Below are 22,587 nucleotides of genomic sequence, written 5' to 3' on the forward strand. Positions count from 1 at the left end.
TTGGTGGGAACCAAATTACCTCCATTTATGGCTGCTTAGAGAACGGCCGAGATGAGGCGCTTACGGCAGGCGCTGGGCCAGTAGCCGTCGTACTTGCGCACGTTCTGGCCAAGGAAATCGAAACCGTCTGCAATGTTCGTGATCCGGGTCTTCTCTTCCGAGCGCTCCAGACCTTGAGCGGCCATAAACTGCCTGACCGCCGGAAGCACCTCGAATTCGGGCACTTCTTTCGACATACCGGTCACAATAAAGTCATCGGCGTAGCGAACGACGTTGAGCTGGGCCTTGCTACGCGCGGGGCTTCGACGCTCCCACGCTTGCATAAACTGCTGCCTCAAGTCCATCCAACGCCATGCTGCCGGTTACAACCTGCGATGGTTGGAGCGCGCCATCATCCGTCAGGGCCTGGGGCCTGTATTTTTTATCCTCGCGGTGCTGCATTGACTCGCCAATGTCACGCTGCAGCCGAGCGCTTGCTCGGCACAACCGCTTTCGATGGGCTGAGTCCTGTTCGCCGACAGGCGCACCCTTGGCTTGGCTCGCTACCGCAATCTGAATTTTGCAGGACCGACTATCTACCGGCACTATTTCTTTGATTTGTGGATAGAGCGATGGCGGCGTCACCGCGCGCAGCAGGGGCCCGGCTTGAGGTGGAGATATATGCCGCACATCAGCGCTCCCGCGAGAGTTATGGGGCCGGACGCCTGCAAAGGCACCTCGGAGCGCATGGCTTGCACGTCGGCGTACATCCGATAAAGAGACTGCGTCGCAAGCACGGGTTGCGTTGCAATCAAAAACACAAATTCAAGGCAACAACCAGATTGACACACGGCTTGCCGGTCGCGCCGAACCTGCTCGATCAGGCGTTTGCCGTCACCGTGCCGAATCAGGCCTGGTGTGGCGATATACGTTATATCGCCACAAAGCCCTCGAAACCCCACGAATCCATGACGCAAAAACCTTGCTGAAAGATGCCATTTTCTAACTTGGGTGGATTGGTCTTCGCGCGGTCTCACGCGGAGGAACCATGCGTGACGCCTCCTGCAATATTATCTCCCCCCTCATCGTAAATAGTTCATCGCGGAAATAGGCGCGTAGCCGGGCGACGGCCGCACTCATGACCGGCTGGCTCAGGTTGATGCTGCGTGCCGCCGCGGTGAGATTACGCTCAGTCATCAGAGCATCGAGCACGACGAGCAGATTTAGATCGAGGCCCTTCAAACGCATGATCCCAACTTATCCATAGTGTGGATGCGTTCCATCAAAACAATCTATTTTACGAAATGTACTGCATGGAGGATAGTGTTCCTGGTAAATCCATTTCAATTTCGCAAACCTGCTGGCGCCTTCGTCGTGCCGGGGTAGCGGATGAAGTGTGTCGTAGAACTGAGCGAAGCCGAGGAAATGACGTTGCAGCAGTTGTCGATCAATCACATGCATCGGGACACGCGCACGCGAGCGGCGGCCCTGTCGCTGCTCGGACACAGGATCAAGCGCAAGCTCACGGTCGAGCAACTCGGCGTGAGCGGGCAGTCGATCTGTGACTGGCTCACGCATGGCGCAACAGCGGCGTGTCCGGCCCGATGGACGGCCATAACGGTGGGCACATAAAGCAACACTGGCGACGCTTCATCACCTGGACGAAGGAAATCGCAGATCCCGAACTCGCTGAACTTTCTCGGCGGATGCGGCACCAAATTTCAAGTCAATTTCTCGTGGACGCTCTCATGAATACGGTAGCAAAACGTCGGGCCGGAGATCGCGCCGACACGACGCGAGAAGCGTCTGGCAGGTCGCGTAGGCGCTTACTACCGGCAAACCTTCGCATAGTTCTCCAAACCCTTTCTATATCGGCCGATAACCTTCGGACAGTTGAGGCAACCCTCGACTTCGCCTTGGCTTCGCGACGAATCGGGAGCAGCCGATTGCAGGTGCCAAATGCTTCAGCGACCTGGCGAAATGGATCTCGTGTCAATCGCGGTCAGATCGTGCGGAAGATGCGGGAGAAGGCTTTGGTAAATCTGGTGCGAAAGGCACGCGCACTCGATGTACTCTCCATCGTGGATGAGGTTCGATCGGTCAGTGAAGCGTTGACGGAAATGCTCTTTTCTTCGGGCTTCATCCCAGAACTGTCCCAGAGTGCAGATGATTTCTTGAAATCGAACCGCTTTCTCAGCAAGTCTTTCGCGTGCGTCAGGTCCACCCTCAAAGGCCGGACGGCGCAAAGGAGGCAGTCGTGAATTTTGCCGTGTCCACAGCTAGAGGACCTCTCTCCATGCGCTCTCAGGTGCGGTGGAGGGTGGTTTGGGAAAATGAGTTGCGACTCGCCGACCACATCGAACTGTCCGAGTTCTTCCGAAAGACCTACGGACCGACCGGGGTGTTTAATGCAAAACCATTCGAAGGCAATCACAGTTGGGCTGGTGCGAGGCCAGAGGTCCGTGTAATCGGCTACGACGCGCGCGGCGTAGCGGCTCATATCGGCGCACTGCGTCGTTTCATCAAGGTTGGCGCAGTCGATCTACTAGTGGCCGAACTAGGATTGTACGCGGTACGTCCGGATCTTGAGGGACTCGGAATCCCTCATTTAATGCGCGTGATGTATCCCGTGTTGCAGGAACTTGGCGCTCCATTCGGCTTCGGCACGGTTCGACACGCGTTGCGGCAACATATTGCAAGGCTGCTCGGCCGACCCGGTCTGGCGACTATTGTATCTGGAGTTCGCGTGAGGTCGACCCTTCGAGAAGTGCATCTCGACACGCCGCCCACGCGCACCGAGGACGTACTCATTGTCGTCTTACCGATTGGACGGTCAATGAGCGATTGGCCGACCGGAACGATAATTGATCGGAACGGGCCAGAGCTGTGAGGCACTGCTTATCCGAAGTGCGCAGCGAGTGCGCTGACACCACCGGACGTCGCTGCGTTTATTTGACGTTTGACGACGGCCCTAATCCACTTTGCACACCGGACGTCCTCGATGTGCTGGCGGAACACCGGGTGCCAGCGACTTTCTGCGTCATCGGCGCGTACGCAGCGGACCAGCCGAAGCTGATCCGACGGATGATCGCAGAAGGGCACGAGGTCGCAAACCACACTATGACTCATCCGGACCTGTCCAGATGCGAACCCACCGAAGTACAACAGGAAATACTAACGGCAAGCAGGGTCATCAGGATGGCGAGCCCGCATGCTTCGCTGCGGTATATGCGTGCCCCGTATGGCATCTGGACCGAAGCAGTGCTCACTACGTCAGCGAGCGCTGGTCTGGCGCCCCTCCACTGGTCGGTAGACCCGCGAGACTGGTCTCGTCCCGGCGTGGACGCGATTATCAGCGCAGTGCTGGCCTCTGTCCGCCCGGGTGCAATTGTGCTCTTGCACGACGGATGCCCTCCCGATGAGTTGGGACGATGCACTCACGCTGGTCGGCGCGAGCAGACCCTCATGGCGCTTTCCCTCATGATTCCTGCATTGCATGACCGGGGGTTTGCAATCCGATCGCTTCCTCAACCTAAGCGGACAAACCAGACACCCTATGAACATACGTGGCGCAACTAGCACTGTCGCTGTCTCGTTTTATGGGCTGCTCTCGACTGTCTATAAAAGCACCCAGACGCTTTATGCTCAGCCGACAAACGTGTCATCGCTGTCGGACGGCCTGATCGACTCCGACACTCTGCCGGGCGTGGATGTCATCGTTCCCTGCTTCAACGAGGACCCGCGCGCGCTCTCGGCATGCCTGGAGTCCATCGCACTCCCAAAGCATCTAGATGACGCTCGTGCTTTCCGTTGAGAATCTAGCAGTTGGTTTCTAAAATCCCTTACCGACTAACGATTTGTGCATCCGTCGACTCCGTGAAACCTGGGAGCTTCTGAGCCTTACCGCAATCAGGTCGGCACTGGCCCACCGCCAGATTTTGCACGGACAGGAAGATTCCCCTGTGAAACGTTGCCCGCGCGGCAAAGCGTTCGTACCGCATCCACATATAAACGTCTCAATCTGATGCACCATTACCTTGGGGGCCTGCAGAAATATTCGAAGGACATCACCCTCTTTCTGGCGCCCCACATCAACTCCTACAAGCGATTCCAGATCGGTACGTTTCCGCCGACCAAGGTCGCATGGAGCCAAGACAATCGGACGGTCGGTTTCCGCCTTTACGGCGAAGGCTCGGACGCCGTCCGCGTTGAGTGCCGCATTGGCGGTGCGGATCTGAATCCGTATCCCGCTTTTGCGGCCCTGATCGCGGCGGGGCTTGCGGGCATCGACGAGAAGCTGGCATTGCCAGACCCGCTTGTCGGCGACGCTTATCGGGATGCCGATCTATCGGAAATTCCGAAAACGCTGCGGGACGCCACCGACATCAGTTCGACATTCTGTCCGCTAGCGGATGGAACCGATCGAGCCACCTCCAGCGCGGCCGCATTGTCCGGAACGTAACATTCGCGACACGAACAATCGGACGATGCACCGCCATAACCCGACATTGTGCCGGTCAACATCCCGCAAATTGTGCTCCGACTGTAGATGCTCGCTTGGCACAACGCTTGCGATCCATCGCCGACAACTCAAGAGACCTGACATGCTCAATCCGATCATCAATGACACGACACTTCGTGACGGCGAGCAGACCGCCGGCGTCGCGTTTCGCACCGAGGAAAAATGCGCGATCGCCGCCGCACTGTCGCAAGCCGGCGTGGCCGAACTCGAAATCGGAATTCCTGCCATGGGCGAAGACGAAATGGCGTGCATCGCTGCAATCGTCGACCTGAACCTCGACGCCCGCCTGATGGTTTGGGGGCGCCTCACCGACGAGGATCTCACCGCGGCATTGCGCTGCGATGCCGATATCGTTCATCTCTCGGTTCCCGTTTCGGATATTCATTTGCAACACAAGCTGCGGCAGTCGCGCAGTTGGGTACTGGCGCAGATCGCACGCGTCGTCGGCGAGGCAGCGAAAAACCATCCCAAGATTTCCCTCGGCATGGAAGACGCCTCGCGCGCGGATCCCTCATTTCTCATAGAAGTGGCTCAATGCGCGCAGCAGCATGGAGCCCAGCGCGTGCGCTTTGCCGACACTGTCGGTATCCTGGACCCCTTTAAGACCTTCTACGCCATTGCAGCGCTGCGCGTCGCCGTCGATCTGGAGATCGAAATCCATGCGCACGACGATCTCGGGCTCGCCACAGCCAACACACTGGCCGCCCTTGGGGCCGGCGCGACCCATGCGAGCACCACCGTCAACGGGTTGGGTGAGCGCGCCGGCAATGCAGCGCTGGAAGAAGTCGTGATGGGCGCGCGGCACCTGCTGCGACGAGACACTGGCGTCGACACCAGAGCGCTGCCCGACATTTCGTCGCTGGTCGAACAAGCCTCAGGCCGCGCAGTTTCCTTCCACAAGAGCATCATCGGTAGGAGCATCTTTACTCACGAGTCGGGCATTCACACCGACGGCCTCGCGAAGCACCCCACGACCTACGAGGGATTCGATCCAGCAGAGCTCGGCCGGCAACGGTCGACGATACTCGGGAAACATTCTGGATCTCAAAGTGTGCGTGAGGCCTACGACGCTCTAGGCGTGAGGGTGTCGGAGCGGCTCATCCCGCTCCTGCTTGCGCGCATCCGCTCTTTCGTCACGCAGTACAAGCAGGCGCCAAATGCAAGCGATCTGCTCCGCTTCCTGACCCAAGCCCACAGCACGCGGGTGAAGGTGTCGTGAGTGTGGATGGCGGCCAAACTTGTCCAATAGAAGTAACGACATGCAAGAAGTTATCGAACAACTGCGTCACCTGTCGTCGGCCGAGGATTTCCTGCGATTCTTCGACATCGCATTCGACGAGAAGGTGGTGAACGTGAGCCGCCTGCCCATCCTCAAGCGCTTCTTTCAGTATATCGAGCAACAGAAAGAACTGCCGCGTAACAACTCGACGGCCGTGCTCGCCGTCTATCGATGCTTACTGCAGAAGGCCTACAACGACTTCGTTGTCTCGCTGAAACTCGTGCACAAGATATTCGCTCGCCATCCGACATTGGAGGCGGACCTGTTGATGAAGAGGGCCCCATGAACTCGCCCGCTGCCTCGGAAAAGAAGCCGGCCGCGCCGGTCAAACGGGCCGCCGGCCGTAACCTCAATCTGCCCGAACATCTGAAAGCCTACCAGGGCGTCTGGGTCTTTCTCGAGCACGACCGCGGCCACGTGCATAGCGTGTCGTGGGCGCTGCTCGGTGAGGCGCACAAGCTCGCCGACAAACTCGGCAGTCGTGTCGCTGTGGCCGTGCTCGGCGGTACCGACGAGCCGCCTGAGCAGTTTGCCAGTGAGGCGTTCAGTTTCGGCGCGGACGAAGCGTATGTGATTCACGACACTGTGTCGCTCGGCCATCGCAACGAACCGTTCACGAAGGGGCTGACCGACCTGGTCAACAAGTACCGCCCCGAGATTCTGCTGCTCGGTGCAACCTCGATGGCCCGGGATCTCGCCGGATCTGTCGCAACGACGCTCTTGACCGGCCTCACCGCCGACTGCACTGAGCTGAACATTGACCCGTAGTTGCCGCATTCTGTGCACGGACCATCACAACCTCGAATGGGCGTGTCCGCGCGGCGGGCATCGCATCCAGTTCAGGTTCGCGTAGACAAACACATCCATCGTCACATCGGCTTCCGAGCGCCGCAAAAGCGGCCGGACGCCTCACCACTCACCATATCGGAGCAAATTGATGAATCTCATTACTGGTATCGAATCGACTGATCTCTTCGGCGGCAACGTTCCCTCCCCCGTGCTACAGTTGATCGAGAGAACCCGCGGCGGCAGCAATGACGATGTGGCCGCCGCGTTGTGGACTGCGGTCCTGTCGTACCCGCGCTGCCTGCCACCCTACTATCTGCTGTATAAGTTCCATGCGAACCGGGGTGAACTTGGCGAGGCGCAGGAGGTCGCGACCAAGGCTTTGGCGGTCGCCGCCCGGCAAGCGTCGCTCGACAGCGACTGGTGTGCGGTACAGCCGGGCGACACCGACTTCACCATTCCTGGTCCGGGCCGCTTCTGGCTCTTCACACTGAAGGCGCTCGCGTTCATCAGCGTGCGGCGCGGTGAGCGCGCCGTTGCACTGAAGCTGATCGCCAAGCTGCGCAGGCTGGACCCGATCGATTGCATAGGCTTGGACGTCGTGGAAGCCTTGCTCGCACAGTCCGGATCCCGATAATCGCCGCCGGAAGATCAGCTGACAGATTGACAATATGTCCCCGGCATGGCTGCAGTTCATGGCGATCGTTTCAGTAGTCAAAGGCGACGCTCACCGCACACTTCGCGCGGGCGCGCACGCTGGGCTACCTAGACAGCCAGATCTTCATTCTGGCCCGAAGCAATTCGCGAAATCGGCACAATCGCCGCAGTTTGAAGCCTTGCAGATAATCAACGCCTCGCGCTCGCACACGCGCTTGTAGAGGAATTTTCTCCACTTCATGCCGTGGACGTTTTTTCAGCGAGCCGTGGAAACCGGTAGCCCAGCGGTGCCGACAATTCGGCGTACATCCGATAAAGAGACTGCGTCGCAAGCAGGGGTTGCGTTGCAACCAGAAACGCAAATCAAGGCAACAACCCAAATTGACACACGGCTTGCCGGTCGCGCCGAACCTGCTCGATCAGGCGTTTGCCGTCACCGCGCCGAATGAGGCCTGGTGTGGCGATATACGTTATATCGCCACAAGACCCTCGAAACCCCACAAATCCATGCCGCAAAAACCTTGCTGAAAGATCCCATTTCCTAACTTGGCTGGATTGGTCTTCGCGTGGTCTTAGGCGGAGGAATCATGCGTGACGCCTCCTGCAATATTATCTCCAGCATCCAATTGCTTGCCGGATCACTGTTGTGAAGGGCAGACCATTGGACGGCCTCGGTGAATGTGGGACGTGGCAGCGGAAGTTCGACGATCCGCAGAGGCATCGTTTTTTCGAAATACTTGACCAGCCTTAAGGGCATCGTCCCTATACGGTCAGTGTTTAATAGCATAGGCGGGATCATGCTAAAGCTCGGCACGATGACCTCGTCCCGTCTCTTGAGACCGTGCTGAAGCAAAAACCATTCCTCGATGGAGGGCTGCCGCGCACGCCCGAACTTGACCACAACGTGCCCCATCGACATATATCTCTCGAATGTGAGCTGCCCTGATAGCTGCTGGTTCGTGCGGCAGCCTACGCACACGAGCGTCTCCTCGAACAGCTTCGCTTTAGGGTGCGCGCTCGACATGAAAAATTCCGGCAAGATAAGAAAATCGGCTTCGCCGCGCCGGAGAACCTCATCGGGGTCATCGGCAAGTGGCAGCAATTCGAAACTGACGGCGGGAGCTTCCCGTGCAATACGCTCCACGATCTTTCGAAAAAATACGACTGTCATGAAATCGGAAAGAATGATCCTGAAGCGGCGATCCGATTTGGCTGGGTTGAACACGTCCTGGGAAATAACGGAGAGCTGGATGTGCACCAGAGCCTCCCGGACTGGAGCAGCGAGCCCTTCTGCACGCGGTGTTGGGACAAGTTCCCGGCCCCTCATCGTAAATAGTTCGTCGCAGAAATAGGCGCGTAGCCTGGCGACGGCCGCGCTCATGGCCGGCTGGCTCAGGTTGATGCTGCGTGCCGCCGCAGTGAGGTTACGCTCGGTCATCAGAGCATCGAGCGCGACGAGGAGATTTAGATCGAGGCCCTTGAAACGCATGATCCCAACTTATCCATAGTGTGGATGTGTTCCATCAAGACAAACGATTTTACGAATTGTACGGCATGGAGGATAGTGTTCTTGGTAAATCCGATTGAATTTCGCAAACCTGCTGGCACCTTCGTGGTGCCGGGTAGTGGATGAAGTGTGTCGTAGAACTGAGCAAAGCCGAGGAAATGACGTTGCAGCAGTTGTCGATCAATCACATGCATCGGGAGCCATCCTCCGAACCCGCCGCATGTTTGGCAACGATTGGGGATTTCCTCGGGGTTCCAGCGCTTCAGCTTTCTGGTCGCGCCATCCTTCGTCGCCAAAGAAACGCGACCCTGGACCAAACGGTACAGAATTTTCATGAATTGCGGCGCCATTTTGCAGACGGACCCTACGCGAGATTCTTTGGGACTGGTGACGTCTGACCGGTGTTCGCAGCGGCGAGCGATACCCTACCTATGTGGTAGGGGTTCGAGTCTTGCCAATAGGGGCTTCCTACCACGATGAAGGAGAGAAACATGCTGTGCTTAGGAGTGAGCGGCGGGCTAGACAAAGTTCATGAAAATTCACTCGAACTGCCGAACACATTTCTGCACGACGGCGCTGCGGTGCTTGTCCGGGACGGACGCGTAATAGCGGCCGTCGAAGAGGAGCGCCTCAACCGGATCAAGCACTCTAACAAGTTCCCGAGCAGTTCAATTGAATACTGCCTCGCATCCGCAGGGATTCAGCTCAGCGATATCGACCACATCGCGTTCTACGCTACCGAGGCCTATTGCAACGTTATGCTCGAACGCCTGTTCCTGTCCCAGCCGAACATCTCCATTCCGGTGGATGCCAAGCTGTTTCTGCGTCACTTACTAATGCGGGAATTCGGTACCGAGGTCGATCCTTCGCGAGTCTCATTCGTGAGTCACCATCTGGCGCATGCCGTGAGCGCGTTTGCGATGTCTGGATTCGAGCAAAGTCTGATCCTCGCGGTCGATGGCGGCGGTGATTTCCTCTCGGGGCTCTTGGCGCTCGGATCTGGAACCGAAATTACGCAACTCGCGACTTTCGCAGAGAATAATTCTCTAGGGCTGTTTTATCTCGAAACAATCCGGTATCTCGGTTACGGCTTGTTCGACGAATACAAGGTCATGGGGCTTGCACCTTATGGGGATCCCGCTCCCTATCGCGGGCTCTTCGAGCAATTCTATCAACTGTCCGCCAACGGTGAGTACCGCGTCTACCTGGACCGCATCGGTCCGACGTTGCTCCGCAGCATCCAGGTCCGGCGAAAGGGAATGCCATTCACACAGCAGCATCGAGATGTGGGTGCTTCATTGCAGGAAGCGCTGGAGCGGATCGTGTTTCACATTCTCCGCCATCATCGCGAGGTCACCGGTATGAAGCGGCTGTGCATAGCCGGAGGAGTAGCTCATAACTGCACCATGAACGGTAAGCTGCTGTATTCGGGACTTTTCGAAGACATCTTCGTGCAGCCCGCAGCGCATGACGCCGGTTGCGCATTAGGCGCTGCCCTTATGATGTCAAACGACTTCGGTCGGCCCGCGCCGCGTGAGCGATTGCAGGAGGTTTATTGGGGGCCCGATCTGGGGAGCGATCTGGTCGTGGAGCAAGAATTGAATGCGTGGGCCGGACACCTCGACGTTGAACGCAGTGATGACGTGGCAGGCAGAGCAGCGGACTTGATGGCCAATGGCGCCGTGATCGGCTGGGTGCAGGGTCGTTCGGAGTTCGGGCCACGCGCGCTTGGCAACCGCAGCATTCTTGCCGATCCCAGGCCGGCGGCAAACAAGGACCGGATCAACGCCATGGTCAAAAAGCGTGAGGGTTACCGACCGTTCGCGCCATCAGTGCTCGAGGACGATGCGCGCGAATTTTTTGACCTCCCAGAGGGCACCCGCGAATTCCCTTTTATGAATTTTGTAGTTCGCGTGCGCGACTCCAAGCGTCCCTTGCTCGGCGCCATCACGCACATTGACGGTACAGCGCGGCTGCAAACAGTATCGCGCAAGACCAATCCCCCCTACTGGGAGGTTATTAATGCGTTCAAGAAGCGGACAGGAATCCCAATTCTGCTCAATACTTCCTTTAATAACAACGCTGAGCCGATCGTAGATTCGGTTGCAGACGCGATTGCCACATTTCTGACGACAGAGCTGGATGGACTTGTGGTCGGGCCGTTCCTCGTCAAAAAGCGGCCCGCAACGCAGGAACATTGGACCGCGCTCGCGGTTTCACTGCCGCCCTATGCATCGCTCTATCGAGTCCGCGCTCACACAGCGCGGGATCGTCAGGAGACGGTGTGCGAAATTCGCACCGGCGGCTCCAACTGTGACAGTGTGCGTATTTCACATGAGTTGTTCGATCTGCTGATGCGGATCGAAGGCGAAGCCGTGCTCGGACATCTTCTCGATACGATTACGCCTGAGCAGACTCGACGTGAAGCCCTCGTCGAGGAGCTGCGCGGATTGTGGGAACAGCGTCGGGTTCGGCTACATCCCCCACGGGCGTTGTCACGGTAACGACGCCCTTCCAATGAGTGGCTGAAGATCTGAAACTGGTAACAGCGCTCGCGAGCTATTTTTCTAGAACGTTAAACAATAGCGTTTGGCCGCCGTGCAGTTCTTGTACCAACACGCCGGTTTCCAACGGAGCACCAGTCCCGGCCCAAGGTCCGGACACTTGCAGCGGCGCACCATAAAGGTAGGCGGAATTGACACATCAAACGAACTTCGAATTGCTGCGTCGGGAATTGGACGCAGACGATCCATGGCGGCTCGACAGCAATCCCTTTGAGCACGAGCGCCACAGGCAAATGCTTCGGATGGCACTTTCGCAGGGATCCGTCACAAATGCGCTCGAAGTCGGATGCGCAGGCGGAGCCTTCACGGAAAAATTGGCACCGCACTGCCAACGGCTCACCGTGATCGATATCGTGCCACACGCAATTGCCAGGACACGCGAACGGATGATGGACCCACCACACATCAATTGGATCGTCTCCGATGTCCAGCATTTTTCGACTGAGCAACAGTTCGATCTGGTCGTGGTGGCGGAGGTTCTCTATTACCTCGACGGCAGCGCCGAGGTGCGCGCGGCTGTCCGCAATTTAGCACGGATGCTTGCGCCCGGTGGACAGCTGGTTTTCGGATCGGCACGCGACGCCAATTGCCGGCGATGGGGCCACATTGCCGGAGCCGAGACGGTCATAGCCATCCTGGAAGAAGAGCTGGTTGAAATCGATCGTTTGAGGTGCGTCGGTCAGTCGTCGAATGAAGACTGTCTGCTCGCCTGTTTTCGAAACGCGGCTTCGCCTTCGTGTGGACCAACTTACCAGCCTTAAGCCGGGAGATATTATGCGCATCTGTGGGATCAAACTGACGCACGACGGAGCGATCGCCCTTGTCGAGGATGGAAAACTGGTTTTTTGCGTGGAGCAGGAAAAGCGAGACAACAATCCACGGTATCAGGCGATCGGCGACCTCGACGCGATCGCGATCGCATTGGCCGAGCATGGTTTCCGTGCGCACGATATCGACCAGTTTGTCATCGACGGCTGGGACGGAGTAGTCGAGTCGCAGTTTCGCGTCCTCAGTGGGTCGATTCCCGTCAGCCTGAAAGGGGCTCCTTATGCCGAACGCCGAGCCGATGATCTTCTCGCTTCGCTCGACGGCTCCGGACTGCTTGTCGGCGGCCAGTCCTTTCCTTATAAAAGCTATCCTCACGTGTCAGGCCATGTGGCCTCCGCGTACTGCACCAGTCCCTTTGCCCAAAGCGGGCAACCTGCATTCTGTTTGGTGTGGGATGGTGGCATCGTCCCACGCCTCTACCATGTAGAACGCCACCACGCCCGCCATGTTGACTGCCTGTTCCCCGTGATAGGTCACATCTACGCTGCGGCGGGTCATCACTTTGGTCCTTATAAGAAGCCGGGCGGCGCCCGGTGGGATCTGGGTGTGGCCGGCAAGCTGATGGCTTACATCGCGCTCGGCTCCGTTGACGAAGATATCGTTGAGGTATTTCGCGAGCTTTATCAGGCACGCTTTGCTGGCGACACGGAGTGTGCGCAAGCATATCGCGAGAACATCCACAGCGCGGACGCGTCACTAGCAGCTGTGGGAGAGTTCTTCGAAGCAAGCGCGCTGCGACTGGAAGCCAAGCCGCCCGAAGACGTACTCGCCTCGTTCCATGTATTCCTCGAGCGTCTTCTCGTTCATGAAATGGGTATCGCGCTGCAGCGCCATTCGATTGCGGGGCCGAAAAATTTGTGCATCGCTGGCGGGTGCGGACTCAATATCAAATGGAACAGCGCCCTGCGCGCGAGCGGTTTGTTCGACGCAATCTGGGTGCCGCCGTTTCCCAACGATAGCGGGTCTGCGATTGGCGCCGCTTGTTGCGCGCTGGCAGCCGAGAAGGGCTTCGTGCCGCTGGAGTGGTCGGTATATAGCGGACCGGCCTTAAAAGGTTGCCAAGTACCGCCCGGATGGACGGCGTCTACTTGCTCCATTGCAGAACTCGCCAGCATACTCGCCAGTAGCAAGCCCGTCATTTTCCTTGCCGGCCGAGCCGAGCTCGGACCACGAGCATTGGGGGGCAGAAGCATTCTGGCCGCCGCGACTTTGCCCACAATGAAGGATCATCTCAACGACATCAAGTTTCGAGAGCACTTCCGTCCCGTGGCGCCAATTTGCCTTGAGGATCGTGCGCCGACCATTTTTAGCCCGGGGAGCCCTGATCCCTATATGTTGTTCGATCATCAGACGCGCGCGGAATGGCGAGAAAAAATCCCTGCCGTCGTGCATCTTGACGGATCTGCCCGATTGCAGACCATTTCAAGAACTTCCGAGCATCCGGTGGCGCAACTTCTGGTCGAATACGAAAAGCTGACGGGTATTCCGTTGCTCTGCAACACGAGCGCCAACTATCACGGACGAGGTTTCTTCCCGGACGCAGCTTCAGCCTGTGCGTGGGGACGTGTCGAACGTGTGTGGTGCGATGGTTTGTTACTGACCAGGACTGGTCTGTCGCCGTCAGTCGACGAAACACTTTTCGCTACGTCGCCGTTCGAAGATTGCTGACGTTGCAGCTCAGTGGTCAGTACGACGCGGTCAATTGTCCCGGCAGCTCGCTCTATCGCAGCTACGGTCCGAAGACGATCAGCAGGCCGCCCCTGGCTCGATTTTCGCAAGCACTTATCCCGGACGGAGGTTGCTCATCGACCCGCGGAACCTCGATGCCATCCTCGGAAACTTGGCATCTTCTTCAAAATTCTGTGGGTGACGGGGCTCACGGAGCGTGCGGGTTGAAGCTGGAGAAATACAGCTTGCCGGCGATGAGAAAGAGGACGGTGCGCATCGTCGTGAAGCGCGTGTAACCGCGAGCCTTGCGCTTGGCAGCTTGAATCAAGCCGTTGATGGCCTCGATGAAGCCGTTGGTCTGGCGGGTCTGAGTCCAGGCGACGATGCCATCGAAGTGCCGGCAAATCAGACGTGCCACGTCCTTCATCGGCTCGACTTTCGAGCGCATGACGTTGGTGCACCACTGCCGGCAACATCGCGGAAACAACATGGATTTGCTTGCGCTCGAGAATCTCGCGCAGTTGCTCGCGATACAGCCAGGCGCGGGCGGTGCGTTTGGTGGCGTACTGCCTGACCAGCGCCTCGAGGTCGGTCAATTGCGCCAGATTCAGTTTGTTCACGTCCTTGAGCAGCGTCCAGCCCATCCCCTTGAGTTCCGGGTCGGCTTTCTGCTGCTGGCGGCGGACCGTATCGAGCGCCTTGGGCGCGTGGGCGACGACGTGAAACTTGTCGAATGTCAGCCGCGGATTGGGCAGATGTTCGCCCATGCCCTTGATGAACGCCGACGACATGTCAATGTTCACCGAGGTGACCTGTTCGGGCGTGCACCGCATTAAACTCAACTGCAAGTCTATCCGTCGAACCGGGTCAACTCAAACCGCGCTATCGGGTCGCTGTCAGCGCGCGTAAAGGTGGAATTTTTGAGCGGCTTCGGCACGGCAGCAGGCGCTGCCGGCGCCTCGCACCTTAAAGGGCTACCGCGTATCGACGGGCGACCACGCCAGCAGCTACGCGGCCTTACCAGGTTGTTGAGTTCGATGGCCACCGGACAGGTTCCGGCCATAGATGACATCAGGCCGAGTTCGGTGCAGAGCGAGCCGTTTAGTTCGTCACCTGGTAGATGCTTCCGGCTTGTCCGATACGCCATCTTCCCCACGAGTGCTAACACTGGAAGAATCAGGAGGTCCACTTCGCCCCAACGCCTCGGTCACCAGGCGATGCTGTTCGGCGAGATGTGCGCGAACTGACGAATGTGCACCCGATGCCGTAGAGGTGCGACAGACTGGCGTAAGAACAGATCCGGACGGCAAGATGGTCTCGAGTTCGTCGCGAACAAACCGCCAGGCCCCCTGGTTTGCGTCCTCTTCCTGTGCCCAAACAACCTCCCGCAGGTTACTAAATTCAGCCAGAATGCAGGCAAGCTCGAGTTGAGGAAACGGATAGAGCTGCTCGACCCGTATCAAAGCGGTAGCCGAATCAACGGCATCACCTCTGACCCCTTGCAGTGCATAGTGAAACTTCCCACTAGACAGTACGACTCTCCTCACACGGTTCGCGTCAGAGATCGAGCTATCCCGGATCACCGGAGAGAACGCCCCTCCGAGGAATGTCGATACTACCGAGTGCGACCGAATATCGGAGTGAAGTTGCGTTTTTGGTGCCATCACGATGAGTGGCTTGGGATGCCGTGCCGTGGCCTGCTGGCGCAAGATATGGAACCACTGAGCAGACGTCGACGGACAAACGACGCGCAAATTGTCGCTTGCACAAAGTTGAAGGAACCGGCCCAGAAACCCGTTCGAGTGCTCCGAACCGTCTCCTTCGTGACCGTGCGGCAACAGAACGACTAGCCTTGACTGATAACCCCATTTGTATTCGCCAGCCGCGATATATTGATCGATGATGACTTGCGCGCTGTTTGCGAAGTCACCCAATTGCGCCTCCCATATCGTTAGGCGCGAGGGGGATTCGACGCTATATCCATACTCGAAACCGAGCACCGCCTCCTCTGTCAAGGGCGAGTTAACAATATCAAACTTACCCTGCCCTGCAGAGACACTGGTCAGCGGGATGTGAACGCCACCAGCATCCTTCTGATCACCCTGGAGATGCCATACAGCGTGCCGGTGCATGAAGGTACCTCGCCCTACATCCATTCCTGATATCCGGACGCTATATCCATCGTCGAGCAGCGAAGCATATGCGAGGTTCTCCGCGAGGATCCAGCTTACCTGATTTCCCTCACCTGATAGAGCATCGCGCCACATCGAGAGCAGCTTGTCCACGAACTTATGAATCGCAACCCCTTGTGGAACTCGTGTAAGCGCCTGGGTTAGCGACTGAAGCCTTTCGAGGGACAGCCTCCGAATCGAAATCGTCGCATCGAGGTTCCGATCAAATCGAGGTGCGACGCTGGAATCGACTGCCTCCTTTCCACGACCAAACTGATGAAGCGCTTCCTTGCGCAGGAGATCGATTGGCGGGATCTCCTCGAACAATCCGTGATACAGCTCTGTTACTGTCGGATGAGAGTCGATAGCGCGCTGCCGAGCCGGGTGGGTGATTGCCGGGATGTCTTGCTCGAAGTGGCCGAGTCGGCGGTAGCCGATCAAGTCGATGACAATGTCCGAATTGAATGTCATCCGGTATTCGAGCGCGAGCTTCGCCGCCGTCACGACAGCATCGGGGTGGTCAGCGTTGACGTGCAGAACAGGCACATCGGCCACTCTCGAGACGTCCGTGCAATACGCATTCGCCTCTACGTTGATCTGATTTGGTGTGGTGCCGCCGATCTGATTATTAACGATGACGTGGATCGCCCCGTTCAGCGAGTATCCCTTTTTCCGCGCGAGAATCAGCGTTTCCATGACGACACCCTGCCCCGCGAAAGCCGCGTCACCGTGGACCACGACCAGGACGCAACCACTCTCTGGATGGTCGTCCTGATATGCACGCGCCATCCCACTGACTACCGGATACACGCTTTCCAGATGAGAAGGGTTGGGTGCAAGCTGCACCGACACGTCACCGTACGGCGTTTTTTTGAGGGCGATGGCGCCCAGATGGTACGGTAGATCCGTCTGCCGCAAAGCGAAATTAGAGTCCGGGTCTAGATACGTCAGGACTTTTCCGGGCGGGAAGTCCATTACATTTACGAACGCATTCAGCCTGCCTCGGTGGGACATTCCAAGAAACATCTGGCTCACTGCGTGGCGACCGGCACTTTCAATCAAGGCATCAAGCAGAGGAATCAGGCTCTCACACCCCTCTAGCGAAAATCGTTTCGCGTCACCGAAGATTTCGGCAACGTGTAGTTCCCACATCTCCGCAGAGAGGAGCCGAGAGAACACAGCGCGGCGCTTCTCGATGGCTAACTCAAAGTCCTCCGGCAGTGACTCCATATACTCAAAGAGCCAGCGCTGTCTTGTCCCATCGCGAACACCACTGCAATCCAGTCCGATCGCTCCGCAGTAAATGCTTTTGAGGCGCTGTTCAAGTTCTCCAACAGTGCTAGCCGCTTCGAATCCGACATAGGGTACAACTAGCAGGTCAGTTCCTCTGAGTCCATGGAACTCGGCCGTCAACTGCGACAAGTCCGGATGAGAGAGGAGCCCAAGTGGGTCAATGCCTGCAATACGATAGCCAATGTGCCGGTATGCATCGATAAAGCGCTCAGCCTGCGAAGGTGCGATCTTTTGTGAAGCCTTCGGAATTCGATCACTTGGTGAGCCGATGGCGATAATGGTGGTGGGCTCGTAATATCTGCTGGACATGTCGAATGTATGGTTGGACAGAATTGGTTAATCGAGTCTCGCCACCCGAATCATGACAATGCCAAAATTTCCGATCAAAGCTAGGAGACTGCAGCAGGAAATAGGGGGCTTACGTCGGATAACGAGCCGGGCCGGAGCGCTCCTCTTCAAGCATTTGCGCTCCTTCAAATCTCATCGAACCTTCCTCTCAACGTTTCGTGTCTCTCCGTCCTTCTTGCCACCCTGAGTTTCTGTCGCAGTAAGGCTGATATTCTAAATTAGAAGAGTAAAGGTCGATGACGTAATTGACGATGCAAAAGGTGAAATCGACCTTCACGCGAGTTTGTAAACGGTTGCACTACCCATTTGATGTGATCCTGTTGTGCGTTGGCACGCCATCTATCCGTTGAGGCTTCGGCACCTGAAAGAAATGATGACGGAGCGAGGCGTCTCAGCGGAACATTCAACCGTACATTGTTGGGCCATCAAACTGCTGCCGATGCTGGAAAAAGCGTTTTCCCGCAAACGCTCCGTTCTTCGGTCCGGCGGAATTCGAAAAATAGATATTCCTGAATGGCGAACCTGGATCGACAGAAGCGGCGCCTCAAGGTCCGGCAGGCTACGTACCTGAACAATATAACTGAGCAGGACCACCAGGTGATCAAGCGATACACCCGTCCCATGTTCCGGTTCAAGAGTTTCCGGTGCGCACGCATCCTACTCGGCGGCATCGAGGCGGCTCACACGATCTCCAAGGGACAGTTTAAAGGGCAACGGCACCTGATAAACATTCGCCGACCGATTCTTTCGTTGGAAGCGTAAGCAATCCTACTCATACCGTACTTTGCTCCACCTACAATCGTTATGGCGACAGAAACTTCCGGTCCGCACCGCTCGGAGGCTTTCTAGCAGCCAGTACTCACGTCATTCATTCCTCGCTTACTGATACCGAGAAAGTAACATTCTGGTTACGCCCACAGGAAAACTGTGTGGGGGCTCGCGCTCCGACTTCCAAGCGACATAGGTCGGGAACCGTGGACGTGTTGGACCGCATGGTAGGCCGTACGAACCCGCAGTTGCTCACGAAGCTGCATGAATACTACACAGATCTTCAACGAGCGTGGTTGATGCGCGTCAATCAGTTCATTGCTTCGGAAGCTTCTGTTCCCATGACACTGATAATCATATAGCCGGCCTGCTTTCGGTCCAGCAGCGACGGCCAGCGTAAAGTCAAGGTCCAAACCGACTTGATGCACGGGAGGTCAGCATGGACAAGTTTGGCGGAATCGACTTGCACTCGAACAACAGTGTGGTGGTGATCTGTGATGAGGTTGACCGGGTCCTCTACCAGCGGCGATTACCCAACGATCCGATCCAGATTCGGGCCGCTCTGGCACCGTACCGCGCCGAACTGGTCGGGGTGGTCATCGAAGCGACGTTCAACTGGTACTGGCTGGTGGACGAGTTGATGGGGGATGGCTATCAGGTCCATCTGGCGAACCCGGCGGCAATCAGGCAGTACGAGGGTCTGAAATACAGCGGCGACTTCACCGATGCAGCCCATCTTGCGCAACTCCTGCGTCTGAGGCTATTGCCAGAAGGCTACATTTATCCAGCAGAAGAGCGGCCAGTGCGGGACCTCTCGCGCAAACGAATGCAACTGGTGCGCTGCCGGACCGCACAGATACTCTCAATCGAAAACCTGCTTTCCCGACAGACAGGTCAGCGGATGACCGGAGAAGTGATCAAGCATCTGAGCGACGAGCAGGTAACCGCGCTCGGTTTTGCGCCTGATGTGACGCTCGCCATGAAAGCCAGTCTGGCGGTGATGCGCACGCTGCAGGAGGAAATCATCATCTTCCAGAAGCGACTCATGGAGCGTGTACAACTGCGCCCGGATTATGCGCTGCTGAAGTCGATACCCGGTGTCGGCCCCGTACTGGCGACAACGATCATGCTAGAGACGTGGACCATCACGCGCTTTGCCGACGTTGGCAACTTCAGCTCGTATTGTCGCTGTGTGGATAGCCGACGGGAAAGCAACAACCGCAAGAAAGGGGAAGGCAACACGAAGAATGGAAACAAGTACCTCGCCTGGGCGTTTGTCGAGGCGGCGAACTATGCTATTCGCTACTGCCCGCAGGCCAAGCGTTTTTATGAGCGCAAGAAGCGCGCAAGGAATGGAATTGAACCGGCCCGGGATTTCCGGAGGCTCCACTTCTTGAGAAAATGGAGCTATGGAAAACACCAAGAAGAAGTCCCCAAGGTACTCGCCGGAAGTTCGTGAGCGGGCTGTGCGAATGGTGCTGGAACACCAGGGCGACCGCGAATCGCAATGGAAAGTGATCGCGTCGATCGCAGCGAAATTTGGCTGCTCGGGTGAAACGCTGCGTAGCTGGGTGCGCAAGGAAGAGCGGGATCGGGGTTTGCGCCCGGGCACAAGCACGCAGGAGCAGGATCGGCTCAAGGAACTGGAGCGGGAGAACCGTGAGCTGCGCCAGGTTAATGAAATCCTGCGCAAGGCGTCAGCATATTTCGCACAGGCGGAGCTCGACCGCCGACCGAAGTGATGATCACGTTCATCGATGATCACCGGCACGTCTACGGGGTCGAGCCGATCTGCAGGGTGCTGCCAATTGCCCCGTCGACGTACTACACGCATGTGGCCCGCCGCGTCAATCCAGGCCTGGTGCCGCCGCGGGCCCAGCGCGACAGGATGCTCAAGGATGAGATCCGGCGCGTGTGGGAAGAAAATTTCCAGGTGTATGGCGCAGACAAGGTCTGGACGCAATTGAAGCGGGAAGGCATTGTCGCGGCGCGCTGCACGGTCGAGCGGCTGATGAAGCAGATGGGCCTGCGCGGTGTGGTGCGGGGCAAGACGGTACGCACGACAGTGAGCGATGGTTCGACGCCGTGCCCGAAGGATCTCGTGAACCGGCAATTCACGGCCGAACGGCCCAATGCGCTGTGGGTGTCAGATTTTACCTATGTATCGAGCTGGCAGGGCTTCGTCTATGTCGCGTTCATCATTGACGTGTTCGCCCGACGCATTGTCGGCTGGCGTGTGTCGAGCTCGGCGCGCACGGACTTCGTTCTGGACGCACTGGAGCAGGCCTTGTACGAGCGACAGCCGGCGCAGCAGGACGGGTTGATACATCACAGCGACCGCGGCGTGCAATACGTATCGATCCGCTATACGGATCGGCTGGTCGAGGCTGGCATTGAGCCGTCAGTGGGCAGCGTGGGCGACTCCTACGATAACGCACTGGCGGAAACGATCAACGGCTTGTACAAGGCAGAGGTGATCCATCGCCTCGGACCGTGGCGCAATCCGCAGGCCGTTGAAATTGCGACGCTCGAATGGGTCGACTGGTTCAACAATCGTCGGCTCTTCGGCCCCATCGGCAACATTCCACCTGCTGAGGCAGAAGCCGCTTATTATTCAAAACTCGCTGGGTCCGCCATCGCGGCGTGACTCAAGCAAAACAGCCTCCGGGAAACCCCTCAGGATTACCCATAAGTCGCTCGCGACTGTGCGATTGAAGGGCGATGGCTTGTAAACGGTGACGACCGATGTTAACTTTGATCCGGTTCGTGATCTGTGATGCCGGGCATTGTCGGACACCTCTGACCTTGATGATTGGGCAAATGAAGAGTTTGGCGCCGCCGAGCTCGGCGACGCTCGCCTGACCAGACGGCTCGTGACGCTGGCACGCAAGCTTTCGTTGGGCCCACATTGCTCTTTTCCGCAGTCGTTCAATGGTTCGGAGCTGAAGGCGGCATATCGTTTTTTCGACAACCCGCACGTGGATGTCGATGGCGTGCTGGGTGGGCACATCGGTCAAACGCTGTGTCGTATGCAACAGGTGCCAGTCGTCCTTGCTGTTCAGGACACCACCGAGTTCAATTTGTCTCATCTGCGGGCAACCGAAGGTCTGGGATATGGCTCCGATCCACATGTGCGTGGTTTCCTGATACACAGTCTGCTTGCGCTCACGCCAGAGGGGCTGCCACTCGGGGTGATCGGGATGAAGACCTGGATACGCAGGCACGAGGAGTTGGGCAAGAAACATCTGCGCGGGCAACGAACCGTACAACAGAAAGAGAGCGCGAAATGGCTCGAAGGCATCGAGCAACTGGGCGTACTCAAGACGCACTGTCCGTGCACGCATGTCATCGGCGTGAGCGACCGTGAAGGCGATGTCTATGACGTGTTCCTGGCGCAGCGGCCTGCCGGTGTCGACTGGTTGGTGCGCGCGTCGTGGAACCGACGCGTTGCTCACCCCGATCGATATTTGTGGGAAACCGTGCTGGCCTCGCCAGTGCTTGGAGAGGCGCAACTGCAGGTGCCTGCACGCGAAAACCGCCAGGCACGCACCGCACGGCTGGTTGTGCGCTGCATGCCCGTACGCCTTCGTCCGCCGCAAAATCGTCGTCGCGAGAAGCTTCCCGAAATTGAAGTGTTTGCAATTCATGCACAGGAAACGAACTTGGACGAAGGAGCAGAGCCATTGGAATGGCTTCTACTGACTTCGGTGCCTACGCAAACACACGCAGAGGCCCTCGAGCGTCTGGCATGGTATGCGCGCCGATGGACGATTGAATCGTGGCATCGTGTGCTTAAAAGTGGCTGTCGCATTGAAGCCCGCCAATTTGGCAATCTCGATCGATTCGTCCGCGCCACCGCATTGTTCGCCGTCGTAAGCTGGAGGATCCTGTACTCCATGTTGCTTGCCAGGCTTGATGGCAACCTGCCATGCGAAGTATTGCTGCAGCCAATCGAGTGGCGAGCCCTCTACTGTCGTACGCATGGCAGTACTGAAATACCTGATAAACCGCCGTCACTCGCGCAGGTCATCTTGTGGATCGCCAGACTCGGCGGATATCTCGCTCGAAAGCATGATCGTCCACCTGGTCCTACCGTCATCTGGCGTGGATTTCTTGTCCTGCACGAAATCACGATGATGTACCGAATATTCAGGCAAAACGAATAGCACCATCACATTACTTGTGGGTAATCCTGAGGGGTTTCCCGGAGGCTGTTT

At 57.5% G+C, this 22,587-nt stretch carries 18 protein-coding genes, 6 pseudogenes and 1 other annotated feature; of the genes and pseudogenes, 17 read left to right on the plus strand and 7 right to left on the minus strand.

The genetic code is table 11. The annotated features are described in order from the left end of the window. Positions 1 to 35: 35 nt before the first annotated feature. Positions 36 to 323 carry a reverse transcriptase domain-containing protein gene (locus tag OKW28_RS28565; protein ID WP_429450639.1) on the minus strand — a complete coding sequence of 96 codons (288 nt, stop codon included), beginning with the start codon at positions 321 to 323 and terminating at the stop codon, positions 36 to 38. A 301-nt stretch (positions 324 to 624) separates the two neighbouring features. Between OKW28_RS28565 and OKW28_RS28570 the strand changes: the two are divergent. Next, positions 625 to 923: pseudogene (locus tag OKW28_RS28570) on the plus strand (IS3 family transposase); the annotation flags it as partial. Between the two features lie 133 nt (positions 924 to 1,056). Here the strand turns inward: OKW28_RS28570 and OKW28_RS28575 are convergent. Further along, positions 1,057 to 1,227, minus strand: a pseudogene (locus tag OKW28_RS28575) (LysR family transcriptional regulator); the annotation flags it as partial. A 141-nt stretch (positions 1,228 to 1,368) separates the two neighbouring features. Between OKW28_RS28575 and OKW28_RS28580 the strand changes: the two are divergent. The 8 genes and pseudogenes from OKW28_RS28580 (at position 1,369) to OKW28_RS28615 (ending at position 7,203) form a co-directional block, all read left to right on the plus strand. Then, on the plus strand, positions 1,369 to 1,611 hold the full coding sequence (locus OKW28_RS28580) for a hypothetical protein (protein WP_429450641.1): 243 nt from the start codon (positions 1,369 to 1,371) through the stop codon (positions 1,609 to 1,611). A 664-nt stretch (positions 1,612 to 2,275) separates the two neighbouring features. Beyond that, positions 2,276 to 2,869, plus strand: coding sequence for a NodA family N-acyltransferase (locus tag OKW28_RS28585; protein ID WP_429450642.1), 594 nt, complete (start codon positions 2,276 to 2,278; stop codon positions 2,867 to 2,869). Between the two features lie 17 nt (positions 2,870 to 2,886). After that, positions 2,887 to 3,558 (plus strand): chitooligosaccharide deacetylase NodB, encoded by a 672-nt coding sequence (nodB, locus tag OKW28_RS28590; protein ID WP_429450643.1) that lies wholly within the window; start codon positions 2,887 to 2,889, stop codon positions 3,556 to 3,558. 391 nt (positions 3,559 to 3,949) lie between these two features. Continuing rightward, positions 3,950 to 4,441, plus strand: a complete 492-nt coding sequence (locus OKW28_RS28595) for a glutamine synthetase (RefSeq protein ID WP_429402229.1) — start codon at positions 3,950 to 3,952, stop codon at positions 4,439 to 4,441. Positions 4,442 to 4,583: 142 nt separating this feature from the next. Further along, on the plus strand, positions 4,584 to 5,720 hold the full coding sequence (gene nifV, locus OKW28_RS28600; RefSeq protein WP_429450644.1) for a homocitrate synthase: 1,137 nt from the start codon (positions 4,584 to 4,586) through the stop codon (positions 5,718 to 5,720). A 40-nt stretch (positions 5,721 to 5,760) separates the two neighbouring features. Next, on the plus strand, positions 5,761 to 6,066 hold the full coding sequence (locus OKW28_RS28605; protein WP_429450646.1) for a nitrogenase-stabilizing/protective protein NifW: 306 nt from the start codon (positions 5,761 to 5,763) through the stop codon (positions 6,064 to 6,066). Then, a pseudogene (locus OKW28_RS28610) lies at positions 6,063 to 6,545 on the plus strand (electron transfer flavoprotein subunit alpha/FixB family protein); the annotation flags it as partial. The gene OKW28_RS28605 and the pseudogene OKW28_RS28610, both read left to right, overlap by 4 nt. A 172-nt stretch (positions 6,546 to 6,717) precedes the next feature. Beyond that, complete coding sequence (locus tag OKW28_RS28615; protein WP_184063013.1) at positions 6,718 to 7,203, plus strand: hypothetical protein; 486 nt, start codon at positions 6,718 to 6,720, stop codon at positions 7,201 to 7,203. Positions 7,204 to 7,347: 144 nt separating this feature from the next. Here the strand turns inward: OKW28_RS28615 and OKW28_RS28620 are convergent, their stop codons facing one another. Beyond that, positions 7,348 to 7,464: a nitrogen fixation protein NifQ gene (locus OKW28_RS28620; protein WP_429450648.1), complete on the minus strand. Its 117-nt coding sequence runs from the start codon at positions 7,462 to 7,464 to the stop codon at positions 7,348 to 7,350. 41 nt (positions 7,465 to 7,505) lie between these two features. On the opposite strand from OKW28_RS28620, the pseudogene OKW28_RS28625 reads away from it, so the two are divergent. Beyond that, positions 7,506 to 7,706, plus strand: a pseudogene (locus OKW28_RS28625) (IS3-like element ISBvi4 family transposase); the annotation flags it as partial. 58 nt (positions 7,707 to 7,764) lie between these two features. On the opposite strand, the gene OKW28_RS28630 reads toward OKW28_RS28625, so the two are convergent. Together OKW28_RS28630 and OKW28_RS28635 are read right to left on the minus strand one after the other, a co-directional pair. Continuing rightward, positions 7,765 to 8,712 (minus strand): LysR family transcriptional regulator, encoded by a 948-nt coding sequence (locus OKW28_RS28630; protein ID WP_429450649.1) that lies wholly within the window; start codon positions 8,710 to 8,712, stop codon positions 7,765 to 7,767. Next, positions 8,688 to 9,065 (minus strand): hypothetical protein, encoded by a 378-nt coding sequence (locus tag OKW28_RS28635; RefSeq protein WP_429450651.1) that lies wholly within the window; start codon positions 9,063 to 9,065, stop codon positions 8,688 to 8,690. Before OKW28_RS28635 ends, OKW28_RS28630 begins: the two co-directional genes overlap by 25 nt. A gap of 156 nt (positions 9,066 to 9,221) precedes the next feature. Here OKW28_RS28635 and OKW28_RS28640 point away from each other — a divergent pair, with 156 nt between their 5' ends. The 3 genes from OKW28_RS28640 (at position 9,222) to nodU (ending at position 13,790) form a co-directional block, all read left to right on the plus strand. After that, the gene (locus OKW28_RS28640) at positions 9,222 to 11,234 is read left to right on the plus strand and encodes a carbamoyltransferase family protein (RefSeq protein WP_429450653.1); all 2,013 of its coding nucleotides are present in this window, start codon (positions 9,222 to 9,224) and stop codon (positions 11,232 to 11,234) included. A 191-nt stretch (positions 11,235 to 11,425) separates the two neighbouring features. Then, positions 11,426 to 12,055: a nodulation methyltransferase NodS gene (gene nodS, locus OKW28_RS28645; RefSeq protein ID WP_429450655.1), complete on the plus strand. Its 630-nt coding sequence runs from the start codon at positions 11,426 to 11,428 to the stop codon at positions 12,053 to 12,055. Continuing rightward, positions 12,033 to 13,790, plus strand: a complete 1,758-nt coding sequence (nodU, locus tag OKW28_RS28650; protein WP_429450657.1) for a nodulation protein NodU — start codon at positions 12,033 to 12,035, stop codon at positions 13,788 to 13,790. Before nodS ends, nodU begins: the two co-directional genes overlap by 23 nt. 208 nt (positions 13,791 to 13,998) lie before the next feature. Here nodU and OKW28_RS28655 read toward each other — a convergent pair. Then, positions 13,999 to 14,611, minus strand: a pseudogene (locus OKW28_RS28655) (transposase); the annotation flags it as partial. Between the two features lie 288 nt (positions 14,612 to 14,899). Next, entirely contained in the window at positions 14,900 to 17,563 is a 2,664-nt protein-coding gene (locus tag OKW28_RS28660) for a 2-oxoglutarate dehydrogenase E1 component (RefSeq protein ID WP_429450659.1), read from the minus strand. A gap of 290 nt (positions 17,564 to 17,853) precedes the next feature. On the opposite strand from OKW28_RS28660, the pseudogene OKW28_RS28665 reads away from it, so the two are divergent. The 4 genes and pseudogenes from OKW28_RS28665 (at position 17,854) to OKW28_RS28680 (ending at position 22,536) form a co-directional block, all read left to right on the plus strand. After that, a pseudogene (locus OKW28_RS28665) lies at positions 17,854 to 18,364 on the plus strand (DDE-type integrase/transposase/recombinase). Between the two features lie 445 nt (positions 18,365 to 18,809). Then, positions 18,810 to 19,829, plus strand: a complete 1,020-nt coding sequence (locus OKW28_RS28670) for an IS110 family transposase (RefSeq protein ID WP_429450661.1) — start codon at positions 18,810 to 18,812, stop codon at positions 19,827 to 19,829. Beyond that, positions 19,780 to 21,017 (plus strand): IS3 family transposase gene (locus OKW28_RS28675; RefSeq protein WP_246530497.1). Its coding sequence is split into 2 segments (ribosomal slippage): positions 19,780 to 20,083 and positions 20,083 to 21,017, totalling 1,239 coding nucleotides; the frame shifts between segments, so codons are not numbered across the junction. The genes OKW28_RS28670 and OKW28_RS28675 overlap by 50 nt, the downstream gene beginning before the upstream one ends. Continuing rightward, positions 20,070 to 20,186: a sequence feature (AL1L pseudoknot), on the plus strand. Its footprint overlaps the gene before it by 117 nt. A gap of 139 nt (positions 21,018 to 21,156) precedes the next feature. Beyond that, positions 21,157 to 22,536 carry an IS4 family transposase gene (locus OKW28_RS28680; RefSeq protein ID WP_429443705.1) on the plus strand — a complete coding sequence of 460 codons (1,380 nt, stop codon included), beginning with the start codon at positions 21,157 to 21,159 and terminating at the stop codon, positions 22,534 to 22,536. The last annotated feature ends 51 nt before the right edge of the window (positions 22,537 to 22,587 follow it).

The organism is Paraburkholderia sp. 40 (assembly GCF_050434105.1).
Taxonomy (GTDB): Bacteria; Pseudomonadota; Gammaproteobacteria; order Burkholderiales; family Burkholderiaceae; genus Paraburkholderia; species Paraburkholderia tuberum.

What these genes read in the sequence shown, in the direction of transcription:
- OKW28_RS28565 (WP_429450639.1), bottom strand. Translation starts at nt 323, where the DNA reads ATGCAAGCGTGGGAGCGTCGAAGCCCCGCGCGTAGCAAGGCCCAGCTC.
- OKW28_RS28580 (WP_429450641.1), top strand. Translation starts at nt 1,369, where the DNA reads ATGAAGTGTGTCGTAGAACTGAGCGAAGCCGAGGAAATGACGTTGCAG.
- OKW28_RS28585 (WP_429450642.1), top strand. Translation starts at nt 2,276, where the DNA reads ATGCGCTCTCAGGTGCGGTGGAGGGTGGTTTGGGAAAATGAGTTGCGA.
- nifV (WP_429450644.1), top strand. Translation starts at nt 4,584, where the DNA reads ATGCTCAATCCGATCATCAATGACACGACACTTCGTGACGGCGAGCAG.
- OKW28_RS28605 (WP_429450646.1), top strand. Translation starts at nt 5,761, where the DNA reads ATGCAAGAAGTTATCGAACAACTGCGTCACCTGTCGTCGGCCGAGGAT.
- OKW28_RS28615 (WP_184063013.1), top strand. Translation starts at nt 6,718, where the DNA reads ATGAATCTCATTACTGGTATCGAATCGACTGATCTCTTCGGCGGCAAC.
- OKW28_RS28620 (WP_429450648.1), bottom strand. Translation starts at nt 7,464, where the DNA reads ATGAAGTGGAGAAAATTCCTCTACAAGCGCGTGTGCGAGCGCGAGGCG.
- OKW28_RS28630 (WP_429450649.1), bottom strand. Translation starts at nt 8,712, where the DNA reads ATGCGTTTCAAGGGCCTCGATCTAAATCTCCTCGTCGCGCTCGATGCT.
- OKW28_RS28635 (WP_429450651.1), bottom strand. Translation starts at nt 9,065, where the DNA reads ATGAAAATTCTGTACCGTTTGGTCCAGGGTCGCGTTTCTTTGGCGACG.
- OKW28_RS28640 (WP_429450653.1), top strand. Translation starts at nt 9,222, where the DNA reads ATGCTGTGCTTAGGAGTGAGCGGCGGGCTAGACAAAGTTCATGAAAAT.
- OKW28_RS28660 (WP_429450659.1), bottom strand. Translation starts at nt 17,563, where the DNA reads ATGTCCAGCAGATATTACGAGCCCACCACCATTATCGCCATCGGCTCA.
- OKW28_RS28670 (WP_429450661.1), top strand. Translation starts at nt 18,810, where the DNA reads ATGGACAAGTTTGGCGGAATCGACTTGCACTCGAACAACAGTGTGGTG.